The 15,054-nt window shown below is 34.4% G+C and carries 15 protein-coding genes; 4 read left to right on the top strand and 11 right to left on the bottom strand.

Translation table 11 applies throughout. The features are described 5' to 3' along the window. The first annotated feature begins 462 nt into the window (after positions 1–462). Complete coding sequence (locus AAEO57_RS19975) at positions 463–627, top strand: hypothetical protein (protein WP_341694797.1); 165 nt, start codon at positions 463–465, stop codon at positions 625–627. A gap of 339 nt (positions 628–966) precedes the next feature. On the opposite strand, the gene hemN is transcribed toward AAEO57_RS19975, so the two are convergent. The 8 genes from hemN to prfB form a co-directional block, all read right to left on the bottom strand. Beyond that, entirely contained in the window at positions 967–2,331 is a 1,365-nt protein-coding gene (hemN, locus tag AAEO57_RS19970) for an oxygen-independent coproporphyrinogen III oxidase (RefSeq protein ID WP_341694796.1), read from the bottom strand. A 136-nt stretch (positions 2,332–2,467) separates the two neighbouring features. Further along, the gene (locus AAEO57_RS19965) at positions 2,468–2,938 is read right to left on the bottom strand and encodes a hypothetical protein (RefSeq protein ID WP_341694795.1); all 471 of its coding nucleotides are present in this window, start codon (positions 2,936–2,938) and stop codon (positions 2,468–2,470) included. Positions 2,939–3,046: 108 nt separating this feature from the next. Then, positions 3,047–3,394: a hypothetical protein gene (locus tag AAEO57_RS19960; protein WP_341694794.1), complete on the bottom strand. Its 348-nt coding sequence runs from the start codon at positions 3,392–3,394 to the stop codon at positions 3,047–3,049. 115 nt (positions 3,395–3,509) lie between these two features. After that, positions 3,510–3,932: a DoxX family protein gene (locus AAEO57_RS19955; RefSeq protein ID WP_341694793.1), complete on the bottom strand. Its 423-nt coding sequence runs from the start codon at positions 3,930–3,932 to the stop codon at positions 3,510–3,512. Between the two features lie 120 nt (positions 3,933–4,052). After that, on the bottom strand, positions 4,053–5,681 hold the full coding sequence (locus tag AAEO57_RS19950; protein ID WP_341694792.1) for an acyl-CoA carboxylase subunit beta: 1,629 nt from the start codon (positions 5,679–5,681) through the stop codon (positions 4,053–4,055). Positions 5,682–5,817: 136 nt separating this feature from the next. Further along, entirely contained in the window at positions 5,818–6,816 is a 999-nt protein-coding gene (gene lpxD / locus AAEO57_RS19945) for a UDP-3-O-(3-hydroxymyristoyl)glucosamine N-acyltransferase (RefSeq protein ID WP_341694791.1), read from the bottom strand. A 333-nt stretch (positions 6,817–7,149) separates the two neighbouring features. Continuing rightward, entirely contained in the window at positions 7,150–7,596 is a 447-nt protein-coding gene (gene msrB / locus AAEO57_RS19940; RefSeq protein ID WP_341694790.1) for a peptide-methionine (R)-S-oxide reductase MsrB, read from the bottom strand. Between the two features lie 87 nt (positions 7,597–7,683). Next, positions 7,684–8,782, bottom strand: a protein-coding gene (gene prfB / locus AAEO57_RS19935; protein ID WP_341694789.1) for a peptide chain release factor 2 whose coding sequence is annotated in 2 segments (ribosomal slippage) — positions 7,684–8,718 and positions 8,720–8,782 — 1,098 coding nt in all. Because the reading frame shifts where the segments join, the coding sequence is not laid out codon by codon here. Between the two features lie 151 nt (positions 8,783–8,933). Here prfB and AAEO57_RS19930 point away from each other — a divergent pair. Continuing rightward, positions 8,934–9,953, top strand: a complete 1,020-nt coding sequence (locus tag AAEO57_RS19930) for a threonine aldolase family protein (RefSeq protein ID WP_341694788.1) — start codon at positions 8,934–8,936, stop codon at positions 9,951–9,953. A gap of 91 nt (positions 9,954–10,044) precedes the next feature. Here the strand turns inward: AAEO57_RS19930 and AAEO57_RS19925 are convergent, their stop codons facing one another. Then, positions 10,045–10,365, bottom strand: a complete 321-nt coding sequence (locus AAEO57_RS19925) for a YbaB/EbfC family nucleoid-associated protein (protein ID WP_341694787.1) — start codon at positions 10,363–10,365, stop codon at positions 10,045–10,047. A 147-nt stretch (positions 10,366–10,512) separates the two neighbouring features. On the opposite strand from AAEO57_RS19925, the gene AAEO57_RS19920 reads away from it, so the two are divergent. Then, the gene (locus AAEO57_RS19920; protein WP_341694786.1) at positions 10,513–12,573 is read left to right on the top strand and encodes a S9 family peptidase; all 2,061 of its coding nucleotides are present in this window, start codon (positions 10,513–10,515) and stop codon (positions 12,571–12,573) included. A gap of 70 nt (positions 12,574–12,643) precedes the next feature. Further along, on the top strand, positions 12,644–13,684 hold the full coding sequence (gene capA, locus AAEO57_RS19915; RefSeq protein ID WP_341694785.1) for a cysteate synthase: 1,041 nt from the start codon (positions 12,644–12,646) through the stop codon (positions 13,682–13,684). A 64-nt stretch (positions 13,685–13,748) separates the two neighbouring features. On the opposite strand, the gene AAEO57_RS19910 is transcribed toward capA, so the two are convergent. Next, positions 13,749–14,399 (bottom strand): response regulator, encoded by a 651-nt coding sequence (locus tag AAEO57_RS19910; RefSeq protein WP_341694784.1) that lies wholly within the window; start codon positions 14,397–14,399, stop codon positions 13,749–13,751. Then, positions 14,389–15,048, bottom strand: coding sequence for a sensor histidine kinase (locus tag AAEO57_RS19905; RefSeq protein WP_341694783.1), 660 nt, complete (start codon positions 15,046–15,048; stop codon positions 14,389–14,391). Before AAEO57_RS19905 ends, AAEO57_RS19910 begins: the two co-directional genes overlap by 11 nt. Positions 15,049–15,054 lie beyond the last annotated feature (6 nt).

Raw genomic sequence — 15,054 nt, 5'->3', positions numbered from 1 at the left:
CTTTTTTTTGAAAACAAAACTTTACTAAAAAAATAAACCTCCTTTAAATCGCTTTAAAAGAGGTCTCTTTTTATGTTTTTTTTTATAAAGTTTATTTTTTAAGGAGGGTTGTGCAACAGCTACGTGTGTTGGCGGTTCGGCTTTTCTTTTTTATTCAGTTTTCTTTATGCGATTAGCGATGTCACTTATTCTTTTTGATTGTACTGAAAGTATAATACTTAAAATTAAAATGCTACCTAGATAAAGTGAAATACCGTTTGCCCTATATTCATTGTAAAATAATTGTCCTGGTGAAGAATAATTTGTGAAGTAAAAAATAACTTCTCCCCAAATAAATACAAATAGAAAGTAAGCTAAACATTGTAAAAATTTTGATATTTTAATAAGTTGACTTATTTCATTCATATAAAGTGGTTTATAATTCCGCGACGTCAAAGCGAATTAAAATTAAAAAATTAAGTTATGTTAGAAAATACAAGTTCAGAAAAACTTCAAAGTAAAGCATTACAATTCGCCAAACTTTTAAACGGTTTGTCAATTACAGATGCTAGATATATTATTCTTTTTATCTCGCAAAACTTAGACAGACAATCTATAGTTGCTTTTGAAGCACGTCCAATTGACTAATTTCCGAAGCTATTGTAGACCAAGGCAGTTGAGATATAAAAACAATATGGTTTCCATCTTCATCTTTTACGTCCATTGTAATTTTAGTTCCAATCGTGGAATCTTCAATAAGTGCAATATTATTTATGTTAATAGTTTTGTTTCCTGTAGTTGTTTGTACGTCGTAAAATTTAGATTCTTTCATATTTATTTTTTAACTGTTAATTCTCGCTTTCGTTTCGGTTCTATCAAACTGACGGCTAACTTGTTTCGTCTTATATTTTTCCAAATATAATCTTTTTCGGTTTAAATTACCTGTAACATAAAATATCCATTCATAGTAAAAACAACCATTTCTTTTTAAACCGTCATCGAAAACAAATTAGTCTCCGGTGATTTTCTTTTTAAATGCAAATCAAAAGCCATACAGATATTGCGTACAAATGGTCTTCCGGCTTCTGTAATGCTGATTTTATTGTTTTCAATTACAATTAACTGATCTCTTTCCATTTCGTTTAAAGACATCAAAACATCCGGAAGTTCTTTAAAATATAAAAAATCTGCACTCCAGGAAGTTTCAAGAGTGCAGGTCAAATTAAGGATGTGTTTTCTAATAATCAGGTCTTCATTATTTAAAATATGACCTTTCACGACCGGAAGCTGGTCTGCGTCTATCAATTGATAATATTCTTCAAGATTCTTATTGTTTTGTGCAAAACTGTACCAGCTGTCGCTAATAGAAGATACGCCTAAACCAATCATCAATTGTGTTTTGGAGGCGCTGTAACCCATAAAATTTCTATGTAATTCTTTATTATGTGCAGCTTTATACAAACTATCAGAGGCTAAAGCAAAATGATCCATACCAATTTCATGATAGCCATATTTTGAAAGTAATTTTTTTCCGGTTTCGTATAGTTCTCTTTTTTCGGCATCTTTTGGTAAGTCCTCGTCGTTAAAACCGCGCTGTCCGTTTCCTTTAATCCACGGCACATGTGCATAACTGTAAAAAGCCAGTCGGTCCGGTTTTAAGGAATTTGTTTTTTCAACAGTGTCAATAACATTTTCTATGGTCTGAAAAGGCAGTCCGAATATGATATCATGTCCGATAGAAGTGTAACCAATTTCTTTTGCCCAGAAAGTAACCTTGGCTACATTATGAAACGGCTGATTGCGATGAATCGCTTTTTGTACTTTTTCGGCATAATCCTGAACGCCAAAACTTACCCTGCGAAAGCCTAAATCATAGAGTTTTTTTAGCTGTTCGTAAGTTGTATTGTTGGGATGACCTTCAAAACTGAATTCGTAATTTTCAGCTTTCTCGGCTAAATTAAAAATGCCGTTTATGAGGTTCTCTAAATTGTTTACAGAGAAAAAAGTAGGGGTTCCGCCTCCCAGATGAATTTCTTTTATAATGGGCCTTTCAGAAAGTAAATTGCAATACAGACTCCATTCTTTTAAAACAGCCTGAATGTATTTTTCTTCGACAGAATGGTTTTTTGTAATTCGTTTATTGCACCCGCAAAAAGTACACATGCTTTCACAAAAAGGTAAATGGATGTACAAACTGATTCCATTTTTTGAGTTGCTTTCTGCGAATGATTTTTGGAGTGATTCTATCCATTTTTGCTGGGTAAAATCGTTTTCATTCCAATAAGGAACAGTTGGATAACTCGTGTATCTTGGTCCCGGAACATTGTATTTTTGAATCAGTGAAATTTCCATAAAAAACAATTTAGGAATCAAAATTACTTTATCACTTTAAAAATTAAAATGATAAATATCATATTACCCATTAAAAAAAAGAGACTCATTTACGAGCCTCTTTTCTGAATTAAATAACTAACTAACGTGAAATGAATCAAATGGAATCCTGAATAATTTTAAGCCATTTTTTTGCAAACTGATGATCCTGATAAGCGCTTATCTGCTTGATGCGATCATCATCGAAATCATAGAATGGTATGGTAATTTTTTTTGAACTTTCTTTTTCCTGAAACTCAAAATCTATTTTAAGAATAGTGTCAGAGTTTCCTTCAGTAGTTAAAACCAGTTTACAGGACGAAACGCTTTTTAAATCGACATAAATCGATTCCTGTTGTTTCGGATTGAAATTCATCAGGATAAACTTTCTATTTTTGGAGTCAATAGTAAGTGTTTTATTGTTTTGAGATTCTGTCAAATCAAAATGCTCAGGATTGTTTGGATTGAATTTCTTTTTGATATTCAGTATTTTAGATTTGTTTGCAGCGCTTGATCGTGCAGAAAAATAAATAGGAATGGCTACTATGATCGCAATCACAATACCTATTATAGTGATACTTGTTTCCATGATTTTTAAATTTGGTAAATAATATGAAATTGTAAACAGTTTTCAGGAAGAAAACAGTTCAGTAGTTACGGAAAAGAATTCTTTCCGCCCAAAATTTCATAGATTTATCTACCAAAAAAAGTGGAAGGCATAGAGCAGTAATGCTATTTTTTTGCTCTGAATAGAAAATTGACGCGTTAAGTCAAATGATGTTTTGATACTTTTATGCTGCGGAAGAATAGGCAGTAAAGAGTCGAACCATTTAATAATTACAGGATAATCTGTTTTGATGCTGGCAGCAAATTGATAACTACCCTGAGGCTGAATAAAGGCTGATGAATCGGCAATGTCTTTAGAGAAATTGCTGTCCGTCTTTTGGTTTTCAGTTTTTTGTACAGGAAGGTCGTATGCCTGAGAGGCAAAAATTCCCATCATCAAAAGTGATACAAAAATAACGGTTTTACGAATCCAGTCCATGGCGGCGAATATAGTTCATAAAACACAATTAAGAAAATTTAAATTGCTAATTACTTCTTAAAAAAACGTTTTTTATAATTTATCCCCAACTTAATGAGTTGGGGATAAATCTATCTTATTGCTGCATTTTGAAGTAATAGTCTGCAGAATGTTTTCCTCCTCCATAGAATAAAAAGAAGATACAAAGTAATAATACAATTATAGCCAGAATCAGGCTTTCGGAGTGCATACGTCCCATAAAATTGATAAGTACGGCACCAAATAATACAGGCAACTGCGCAGCAATTGCCCAACGGGTCAACAGGCCAAAGACAATCATTATTCCGCCAATCATGTGAGCAGGGGCGATGTAATGCAAAAGAAACATTCCGCCTCCATACTGATCAATAGGAGAAATCAAATCATGCAGGTACTGAGCATTCGTGACAAACGAAACGCCTTTCATAAATAAAAAAACACCCAAAACAATACGTACTAAATCCAATGGTAAATAAGTGTGCGCATTCGCCCATTTATTCAAACTTTTTACATTTTCCATGATGCTACCGGATTAAAAATTATATACTAAGTTACTAATTTTTAATCAGATATTTATTTTTAATAGCCTGAAAATAAGTTTTTTACTTTTTATTTAACGTCTTGTTGAGAATTCCTAAATCTAAACCTGAATCACTCCTAAGTTAAATTGTTTCTCAATAGGAGCGTGATTCGCAGCTTCGATTCCAAGCGAAATCCAATTTCGGGTCTCTAACGGATCAATGATTGCATCTGTCCACAACCTTGAAGCGGCGTAGTAGGGTGAAGTCTGCTCGTCGTAGCGTGCTTTTATTTTGTTGAATAGTTCTGTTTCTTTGGCTTCGTCTACTATTTCTCCTTTCGCTTTAAGCGAAGAAGCCTCAATTTGTGCCAATACTTTTGCAGCCTGCGTTCCTCCCATTACGGCAAGTTCTGCACTTGGCCAGGCAAAAATTAATCGGGGATCATAAGCTTTTCCGCACATGGCATAGTTTCCTGCTCCATAAGAATTTCCGATAATAACAGTAAATTTTGGCACAACAGAGTTACTTACGGCATTTACCATTTTGGCGCCATCTTTAATGATTCCGCCATGTTCAGACTTTGAACCCACCATAAATCCGGTAACGTCTTGTAAAAAAACCAACGGAATTTTTTTCTGATTGCAGTTGGCAATAAAACGAGTGGCTTTATCCGCACTGTCTGAATAAATAACGCCTCCAAACTGCATTTCACCTTTTTTGGTTTTTACGACTTTTCTTTGGTTGGCAACAATCCCGACAGCCCAGCCGTCAATTCGTGCATAACCTGTAATTAGAGATTGTCCGTAACCTTCTTTATAAGCTTCAAATTCAGAATTGTCTACTAAACGTTTGATGATTTCCATCATATCATATTGTTCGGTTCTGGCTTTTGGAAGGATTCCATAAATTTCATTAGGATCTAAAGCAGGTTTTTCAGCTTTGATTCTGCTGAAACCAGCTTTATCAAAATCACCAATTTTGTCTACAATATTTTTGATTTTATCTAAAGCGTCTTTATCATCTTTAGCTTTATAATCGGTCACACCTGAAATTTCGCAATGTGTAGTTGCACCGCCTAAAGATTCATTATCAATGGTTTCACCAATTGCAGCTTTTACCAGATAACTTCCTGCAAGAAAAATACTTCCTGTTTTGTCTACAATTAAAGCTTCGTCGCTCATAATTGGCAGATAAGCACCACCGGCAACGCAGCTACCCATTACGGCAGCGATTTGAGTAATACCCATACTGCTCATTTGAGCGTTGTTTCTAAAAATACGTCCGAAATGTTCTTTATCCGGAAAAATTTCATCCTGCATTGGCAGATAAACTCCCGCGCTGTCCACAAGATAAATGATCGGAAGTCTGTTTTCTATTGCGATTTCCTGAGCACGAAGGTTTTTCTTTCCTGTGATAGGAAACCAGGCTCCGGCTTTTACAGTAGCGTCATTGGCAACCACAATACATTGTTTTCCTTTAATGTAACCAATTTTAACGACAACACCTCCTGAGGGACATCCGCCGTGCTCCTGATACATTCCTTCGCCGGCAAATCCTCCAATTTCAATACTTTTAGAATTTTCATCCAATAAATAAGCGATTCTTTCACGCGCCGTCATTTTACCTTCAGAGTGTAACTTTGCGATTCTTTTTTCACCCCCGCCTAATTTTACTTTGGCAAATTTTTGTTTTAATTCAGAAAGTAAAAGTTTATTGTGATCTTCGTTTTTATTGAAGTTTAAATCCATGATGTAGTATTGATTTTGAAAAATAGTGTTGGCTAATTTACAAAATAGAAGTTAATTTCGAAGCGTTATAAATTGCCGTAAACAAAAAAAACAGAAGTTTTCAGCTTCTGTTTCTTACTATTAATAGATGATTAAATTATTTTTTGGATTCACAAACCATTCGTTTCAAAATAGCCCATTGTTTTAATGCATCCCGAGCCTCAACAGCGGGGTATCCTAGCATGGTTTTTCCGGCTGCAATATCACCTGTAACCCCTGATCCGGCACCAATTACAGCTCCGTCTCCAATCGTAGTGTGGTCTTTTATAGAAGCGCTTCCGCCAATAATAACGCCATTACCTAATGTTACAGAACCTGCTAAACCACTGTTTCCTGCCATAATACAGAACTTTCCGAGTTTGCTGTTATGTCCAATTTGAACTAAATTATCAATTTTACAGCCATCTCCCAGAATTGTTGAGCTGAATTTTCCACGGTCAACGCAGGAATTTGCCCCAATTTCAACTCCGTTTCCAATGATTACATTTCCAATTTGTGGAATTTTTACCAGCCCTTTTTCGCTGCATGGACGAAATCCAAAACCATCGGCACCAATTGTCGCATTTGGGTGAATAATACAATCGTTCCCAATATGACAACGCTCACGAACTACGGTTCCCGACCAGATAATGGTGTTTTTACCAATAGTACATTCGTCTAAAATTGTAACGTTAGGGTAGATAGTAACATTGGCACCAATTTCAACTTTTGGACCAATGTAACAGCCGGCACCTATTTTTGCGCCTTCAGCAATAATTGCAGTTTCATCAATCGTTGCTGTTTTATGGATGTTTGTGTGGAATATTGGAGTAGGCGGAGCAAAAAGAGCCAGAATTTGAGACATGGCCAAATCGGCATTTTTTACTTTAATGAAAGCACGATTCTCCCCTGGTTCAATTGAAATATCTTCATTAACGACTGCTACTGAAGCATTTGATGCTGACCAGTATTTTTCGTATTTTTTATTTCCTATAAATGAAATTTCCGAAGTTGTTGCTTTTTCTAATTGTTCGGTTGCTGTTATACTTTGAGAAGTAGAGCCGTATATTACGCCATTAATCACTTCATTAATTTCTTGAATTGAATAGGATTTCATTGAATATTTAATTGGACTTAGAGTTAATTTTTGCCAAATAAAATGAATTAGATTTTAATTACCTAATTAAATTTTCAGGTTTCTTAATAAAAATTAAAAATAAAAGCCTAAATATTGAAAAATTAACATTTTGACTATTAATTTTTTAAAACTTGTTTAAATATTTGAAGGTGTACTTATTGTGTTTTAAGGAGAATTATCTTAAAGTTATATGAGTGTGAATATTTTTTTTTATTGTTAAGTACAGACTTACATTTGTTTTGTTAATTGATTTATTTTGTGAAGATTAAAAAAAAGCGATTCCCTTTTTTAGAAGGAAATCGCTTAGTATAATTATTCTTTGATTTTGGATAACGAAACAGCATTGATACAATATCTTAAACCACTGGGTGGAGGTCCATCCGGAAAAACATGTCCTAAATGTGCATCGCATACATTACAGGTTACTTCTACACGAATCATTCCGTATGATTTATCGGCATGATATCCAATCGCATTTTCTTTGATTGGCTGAGTAAAAGAAGGCCATCCGGTTCCTGATTCAAATTTTTCAGAGGCATCAAAAAGCAGCGTGCCACAGCATTTACATTCGTAGATTCCCGGGTCAAATAAACTGCAAAGTTCGGAACTAAATGATCTTTCGGTACCTTTTAAACGTGTTACCTGAAATTCTTCAGGCGTTAGAAACTGTTTCCATTCTTCCTCCGTTTTCTCAACTCGTTTTTCAGGAGTTGGATTTCCTTTATTTGTAAAATGAATTACATCGGCCCATTTTATCATAACTAATTTTTTTAAGTTTTCAGTCTCAGTTCAGTCTCAGTATTCAGTCTCAGTTAACTGAAAACTGCGACTGAATACAGTCAATTCCTATTCTTCCTCTTTCTGTCCCATCATCATCAGATAGGCTTTGAGGAAAGGATCAATATTTCCGTTCATTACACCATCAACATCGCTGGTTTCGTAACCTGTACGGACATCTTTTACTAATTTATAAGGTTGCATTACGTAATTACGAATTTGCGAACCCCATTCAATTTTCATTTTTCCGGCTTCAATATCAGCACGTTGTGCCTGTTGCTTTTTTAACTCAATTTCATACAATTGAGAACGAAGCATTTGCATAGCGCGCTGTCTGTTGTCTTGCTGCGAACGAGTTTCAGAACATTGAATCTGAATTCCGGTTGGTTTGTGAACCAATTGGACTTTCGTTTCAACTTTGTTTACGTTCTGCCCTCCGGCACCGCTGGAACGAGAAGTTGTGATCTCAATATCCGCAGGATTAATATCAATTTCAATACTGTCATCGACAAGAGGATAGACATAAACAGACACAAATGAAGTATGGCGTTTTGCATTACTATCAAAAGGCGAAATACGAACTAAGCGGTGTACGCCATTTTCTCCTTTTAAATATCCAAAAGAATAATCTCCTTCAAATTCTAAAGTTACGGTTTTAATTCCGGCTACATCGCCTTCCTGAAAGTTAAGTTCTTTGATTTTGTAACCATAACTTTCTCCCCACATCATGTACATACGCATCAGCATTCCGGCCCAGTCACAGCTTTCAGTTCCGCCAGCTCCTGCAGTTATTTGAACTACAGCGCTCAAACTGTCGCCCTCGTCAGAAAGCATGTTTTTGAACTCAATATTTTCTATATGAGACTGAGTTACATCATATTGTTCGTCGAGCTCGTCTACAGAAAGTTCTCCTTCTTTATAAAAATCATAAGCAAGCTGCAATTCGTCTGTAAGAGAGACAGCTTTATCATAATCTTCAATCCATTTTTTCTTGTTACGAAGATTTTTTACAATATTTTCAGCTTCTTTTGGATTGTTCCAAAAGTCTGGTGCAAAAGTTTTTTCTTCTTCGTTTGCAATTTCGATTAGCTTGGCATCAACGTCAAAGATACCTCCTCAACGCACCAAGGCGCTCCACAATACCTTTTACTTGTTCGGCTGTTGTCATAAATTAATTACTAAGTTTTATATGTTTTTTAGAATTATTACGTTAATTTGGTTCTGTAGAAATTCGCAAGTTAAAATTATTAAAACAGGCAAGTAATAACTAACAGTAATACGTAATTTTGCGTACAAAAATAAGATATAGTTTTTAGAATATGGAAATAAATTTAATTAGCGACACCATTACTAAGCCTAGCTACGAAATGTTACAGTATATGTTCAACGCTCATGTTGGCGATGATGTATACAGACAGGATCCGACGGTTATCGAGTTAGAGACCAGAGTGGCTGAGTTTTTTGGTATGGAAGCTGGACTTTTTTTCCCCTCTGGAACTATGGCGAACCAAACCGCTATTAAATTACACACACAACCCGGAGAACAATTAATTGCAGATAAATACGCTCATATTTATCACTATGAAGGCGGTGGAGTTTCTTTTAACAGCGGAGTTTCATGCTGTTTGTTAGATGGAGACCGAGGTATGATAAATGCGGCTCAGGTGGCTGCAGCAATCAATGATCCGGAGTTTTATCACACTCCGTTAACGAGTTTAGTTTGTGTTGAAAATACTACGAATAAAGGTGGTGGAGCCTGTTATGAATTAGAAGATTTAAGAGAAATAAAAAAAGTTTGTGAAGCTAATAATTTGAAGTTTCATCTGGATGGAGCCAGAATTTGGAATGCATTGGTAGCAAAAAGACAAAATCCGAAAGAATTTGGAGCTATTTTCGATACTATTTCGGTTTGTTTATCAAAAGGATTAGGTGCTCCAATAGGCTCTATTTTGCTTGGAACCAAAGTAGATATTCACAGAGCGTTAAGAATCAGGAAGATACTGGGTGGGGGAATGCGTCAGGTTGGTTATTTGGCAGCAGCAGGTTTATATGCGTTGGCACACAATATTGAGCGAATGGCCGAAGATCATAGAAGAGCTAAGGAAATTGCAACAGTTTTAAAAACAAAGTCTTGGGTGGCTGCTATTGAGCCTGTAGAAACTAATATTTTGATTTTTTCATTGGCCGAAGGTTACAGCGATCAGTTGTTGATTGAAAAGTTAAAACAGAAAAATATACTTATAAGTTCATTAGGACACAATAAACTTCGAATTGTTACACATTTGGATTATAAAGAAGTGATGCATACTTATGTAATTGACACGCTTCAGAAGTTCTAAGTAGTTTTCTGTTTCAGGTTTATTTTGTTTCAAGTTTCAGGTTTTGTATCAGTGATTAACTTGAAACTTGAAACTTGAAACAAAAAAAAAATTACTTAAAAAGATTATCCATTCCCGGAATCATTGGCATATCCATTTTTGCAACTGCGTCAAGTTCTTGCTCGTTTATGCTTGTTGCTTTTTCGATAGCTTTATTTAGGGTTACGATTAAATAATCTTCCAGTTGTTCTTTGTCTTCTAACAAAGAATCATCAATAGAAACTGTTTTTATTTTTCGGCTGGCAGTAATAGTAACTTTCAATAATCCGTCAGTGCTTTGTTCATCAATTAAAACAGTATCCAAACGCTTTTTTGTATCTTCAATTTTTTGTTGGGTTTCTTTAAGTTTACCCATCATTCCCATTAAATCCATTTTTTGTTTCTTTTTTAAATTATTTCATACAAAATTAGTATATTGCTATAGGATTACAATAAAATATTTTATGAAAAAATTAATTTTCGTTCTGTTGTGATTATACTATTTTTGCCTTTCTTATTAAAACTAATGCTTAATTAATCAATGCAAAAAGATATAGTAGCTCCAAAAGCAAAAGAAATTCCTAAATCATTAAAAAAACATAAAGAAACCCGAATCGATAATTATTTTTGGCTTAACGATCGTGAGAATCCTGAAGTTATTGATTATCTCAACAAGGAAAATGATTACTATGAGAAGATGACTGAGCATACCAATGCGCTACAAGACTCTTTGTACGAGGAAATGAAAGCCAGAATTAAAGAAGATGATTCGTCTGTCCCTTATTTTTATAATGGATATTTTTATATCACACGTTTTGAAACCGGGCAGGATTATCCTATTTTTTCCAGAAAAAAAGGAAGTCTTTCAGCAGATGAGGAAATCATGTTTGATTGCAATGAAATGGCAAAAGGGCATGCTTACTTTAAATTAGGTGGTCTGAGCATAAGTCCTGATAATAAATTTGCGAGTTTTGGAACTGATGTTGTAGGAAGGAGAATTTATACCATTCAGGTTAAAAATTTGGAAACAGGAGAAATTTTAGCTGATAAAATCGAAAATGCAACCGGAGGATCAGTTTGGGCAAATGACAATAAGACCATTTTTTATGTCAGACAAGATGAGGTTACATTACGTTCTGATAAAGTATTCAGACATAAATTAAATACAGATTCAACAGCAGACGTTTTAGTTTTTAATGAAACAGACGATACGTTTAATGTTTCAATTAGTAAAGAAAAATCAAGGAAATATATTGTCATCGGTTCAGGAAGTACTTTGACAACAGAGTACAGAATTCTGAATTCGGACAATCCGGATGGTGAATTTGAAGTATTTCAGACAAGAGTTCGTGGTTTAGAATATAGTATTTCACACTACGATGATTCGTTTTATATTTTGACGAATAAGGACAAGGCAACAAACTTCAAGTTGATGAAAACACCGGAAAACAGAACAGAGAAAAAATTCTGGAAAGATCTGATTCCGCATCGTGAAGATGTTTTACTGGAAGATATTGAAATCTTCAAAAATTATTTAGTTATTGAAGAGCGTTCAAACGGTCTGAATCATATCAGAATTATGTCCTGGAGTGGTGAGGAAGATTATTATTTGCCTTTTGGAAGCGAAACTTATAATGCCTATACCACAACAAATATTGATTTTGATACCGATATATTGCGTTACAGTTATCAGTCGCTGGCAACGCCGTCTTCTGTAATTGATTTTAATATGAAGACTAAAACGAAAGAAATCTTAAAAGAACAGGAGGTTTTAGGAGGCAAATTTGATAAAGAGAATTATATTGAAGAGCGTATATGGGCTACAGCAAGAGATGGGGTAAAAGTGCCTGTTTCTATGGTTTACAGAAAAGGACTGGAGAAAAACGGAAAAAATCCTTTACTGCTTTATGCTTACGGATCTTATGGAATTACGATGGATACGTATTTTTCGTCTACGAGGCTTTCGCTTTTAGACCGCGGTTTTGTGTATGCGATTGCCCATATTAGGGGAGGTGAGGACTTAGGAAGACAATGGTATGAAGACGGAAAACTGTTAAAAAAGAAAAATACCTTTACAGATTTCATCGATTGCTCTAAATTTGTAATAAACGAGAAATATACTTCTGAAGATCATTTGTATGCAGAAGGAGGATCAGCCGGCGGACTTTTGATGGGAGTGATTGTAAATGAAGCTCCTCAGTTGTACAATGGTATTATAGCTCAGGTTCCGTTTGTAGATGTTGTGACAACAATGCTGGATGACAGTATACCTCTGACAACAGGAGAATATGATGAGTGGGGAAACCCAAACAATAAAAAATATTATGATTATATGTTATCGTATTCACCTTATGATAATATAAAAGAACAAAAATATCCTAACATGTATGTCTCAACAGGATTGCACGATTCGCAGGTGCAATATTGGGAGCCTGCAAAATGGGTGGCCAAACTTAGAAGTTTAAAAACAAATGATTCTTTATTGTTTTTGAATACTAACATGGATGCTGGTCATGGTGGGGCTTCGGGACGTTTTCAGGCTTTAAAAGACTTAGCGAAGGAATTTAGTTTTTTATTAGATTTAGAGAAAATTAAAAGCTAATTAGAAATTTTTTGTTAAATTTGCAACGTATCAGGGTAATTTAAAAATACCTTCGATTAACTATTTTTTTATGAAAGAAGAAATAAATGCTTATAATAACGTTTTAGAATTAATTGGCAACACACCGCTTATTAAACTAAATAAAGTCACCGAAGGGTTAGAAGGAAATTTCTACGCAAAGGTAGAAGCTTTTAATCCGGGACATTCGTCAAAAGATAGAATAGCATTATATATCCTTGAAGAAGCGGAGAAAAGAGGAATTTTATCTCCAGGTGATACCATAATTGAAACGACGTCAGGTAATACAGGTTTCAGTTTGGCTATGGTAAGTATTATAAAAGGTTACAACTGTATACTGGCAGTAAGTTCAAAATCTTCGAAAGATAAAATTGACATGTTGAGGAGTTTAGGAGCAAAAGTGTATGTTTGTCCGGCTCATGTTTCTGCAGACGACGAAAGATCTTATTATAATGTAGCAAAACGTTTACACGAAGAAACAAAAGGTTCAGTTTATATCAATCAGTATTTTAATCAATTGAATATTGATGCCCACTACAATACTACAGGTCCTGAAATCTGGCAGCAGACAAAAGGAAAAATAACGCATCTTATTGCCTGTAGCGGAACAGGAGGAACGATCTCAGGAACTGCAAAATTCTTAAAAGAACAAAATCCAAATATTAAAATCTTAGGGGTTGATGCTTTTGGATCGGTTTTGAAAAAATACCACGAAACAAGAGAATTTGATACTAAGGAAATTTACCCCTACCGTATTGAAGGTTTAGGTAAAAACTTAATTCCGTCTGCAACTGATTTCGATATTATCGATAAGTTCATGAAAGTTACAGATGAGGAAAGTGCCCATACAGCCAGGGAGATCACCCGTAAAGAAGGTTTGTTTGTAGGTTATACTTCAGGAGCTGTGATGCAGGCTATCAAACAATATGCAGAGGAAGGTGAGTTTACCAAGGACAGTAATATAATTGCTATTTTTCCAGATCATGGTTCACGTTATATGAGTAAAGTATTTAGCGATGACTGGATGAATGAACAAGGATTCTTCGATAGTGTTAATGAAGAAGAAGCTCAAAAAATTGAATTTGTAAAATAATTTATTTTAAATATATAAAAAAAACCTGTTTAGAAATAAACAGGTTTTTTGTTTTAGTTTGCCACTATACTAAAATGATTTTGTTTTTGACAGCGTATAAAACCAATCCAATTCGGGTTTTGATTTCCAGTTTGTCAAATAAACATTCCCGGTATCCGTCAATTGTTTTTGGACTTAAACACATTTCTGAAGCAATCTCTTTATATGTTTTTTCGCTGCAGGCATGTTTTATAAAAGTGATTTCTCTTTCTTTTAAATTAATTTTTTTAGAATCATCATTAGCTTTTTTGACCAACATTCCGGAAACTAATTCTGTAAAATAAAACCCTTTTTCAATTACAGAAATAATGGCATCTTTAAAAATTTCGGGCGAAGTATCTTTTAGTAAATAACCTTTTGCTCCGTTAGTTATCATTTTGATAATGATCTCTTCGTCATCGTTTACTGAAAGGGCAATTACTTTTAGATCTGGTCTGTTTTCTTTTATCCATTTCATAGTGCTTACACCATCCAATACAGGCATGTTGACATCTAATAGAATCAAATCGATTTCTGCGCTTGTATTTTCTTGTAAATAGGAAATGAATACTTTACCATTTGCAAAATGATTGGTAACCTCGAAATCTTTAAAACTGTTGATTAAAAGCTCTAAGGATTGTGAAAAAAGCTGATGATCATCTACAATAATAATTTTATTTTTAGTGTTAGGTTTCATTGTTTTCGGTTAAGGGATATTCTAAAGTTACGGTAGTTCCTGATGAATCTGATTCCATTATTAAGGCTGCCCCAATTAGTTTGGCTCTTAATTTCATGTTGTTTAAACCCAGTCCGGAATTTAGCTGAGCTGTATCATAGCCAATTCCGAAATCTTTCATTTTTAATCGAAAAAGGGAGTCAGTGGTATTAATATTTACTTCAAATAAGTCACTGTGTGAATGCTTAAGACTGTTGTGCAGCGCTTCCTGAAAAATTCTATAAATAAATAAATCGTGTTCTTTGCTGATCTGAGGTATTTCTCCTGTAAGAGTATAGTTGTACTGGATGCTTTTTAATTTTTTTATACGCTCAAGATCTTGTTTTATGGCTTCGATGAAATTGCTCTGCAGTAAATTATCCTTATTGATTATGCGGGATAAAATTCGTATCTCGTCTAATGATTTGGCTAATATTTCTTTAAGGTCATTCAGTTCATTGACTAAAACAGGCTGACCTGCATTAATATACCTGTTGAGCTGCATGATACCAACAGAAATAATCTGACCTATATTATCGTGAAGTTCTTTGCTGATTTCACTTAAGGTCTGATCCTTAATTTCAATCCTGGTTTTAACCAATTCAGACTGAAAATACATCTCTGATTCCATTTTCTC

This window comes from Flavobacterium calami, from assembly GCF_038290035.1.
Classification (GTDB): domain Bacteria; phylum Bacteroidota; class Bacteroidia; order Flavobacteriales; family Flavobacteriaceae; genus Flavobacterium; species Flavobacterium calami.
Note: the sequence above shows the minus strand (reverse complement) of the source record. Positions and strands in the feature narration are given on the sequence as shown.

Excerpts from the sequence above, each read along its gene's own strand:
- AAEO57_RS19975 (WP_341694797.1), top strand. The coding sequence starts at position 463 with ATGTTAGAAAATACAAGTTCAGAAAAACTTCAAAGTAAAGCATTACAA.
- hemN (WP_341694796.1), bottom strand. The coding sequence starts at position 2,331 with ATGGAAATTTCACTGATTCAAAAATACAATGTTCCGGGACCAAGATAC.
- AAEO57_RS19965 (WP_341694795.1), bottom strand. The coding sequence starts at position 2,938 with ATGGAAACAAGTATCACTATAATAGGTATTGTGATTGCGATCATAGTA.
- AAEO57_RS19960 (WP_341694794.1), bottom strand. The coding sequence starts at position 3,394 with ATGGACTGGATTCGTAAAACCGTTATTTTTGTATCACTTTTGATGATG.
- AAEO57_RS19955 (WP_341694793.1), bottom strand. The coding sequence starts at position 3,932 with ATGGAAAATGTAAAAAGTTTGAATAAATGGGCGAATGCGCACACTTAT.
- AAEO57_RS19950 (WP_341694792.1), bottom strand. The coding sequence starts at position 5,681 with ATGGATTTAAACTTCAATAAAAACGAAGATCACAATAAACTTTTACTT.
- lpxD (WP_341694791.1), bottom strand. The coding sequence starts at position 6,816 with ATGAAATCCTATTCAATTCAAGAAATTAATGAAGTGATTAATGGCGTA.
- msrB (WP_341694790.1), bottom strand. The coding sequence starts at position 7,596 with ATGATAAAATGGGCCGATGTAATTCATTTTACAAATAAAGGAAATCCA.
- AAEO57_RS19930 (WP_341694788.1), top strand. The coding sequence starts at position 8,934 with ATGGAAATAAATTTAATTAGCGACACCATTACTAAGCCTAGCTACGAA.
- AAEO57_RS19925 (WP_341694787.1), bottom strand. The coding sequence starts at position 10,365 with ATGGATTTAATGGGAATGATGGGTAAACTTAAAGAAACCCAACAAAAA.
- AAEO57_RS19920 (WP_341694786.1), top strand. The coding sequence starts at position 10,513 with ATGCAAAAAGATATAGTAGCTCCAAAAGCAAAAGAAATTCCTAAATCA.
- capA (WP_341694785.1), top strand. The coding sequence starts at position 12,644 with ATGAAAGAAGAAATAAATGCTTATAATAACGTTTTAGAATTAATTGGC.
- AAEO57_RS19910 (WP_341694784.1), bottom strand. The coding sequence starts at position 14,399 with ATGAAACCTAACACTAAAAATAAAATTATTATTGTAGATGATCATCAG.
- AAEO57_RS19905 (WP_341694783.1), bottom strand. The coding sequence starts at position 15,048 with ATGGAATCAGAGATGTATTTTCAGTCTGAATTGGTTAAAACCAGGATT.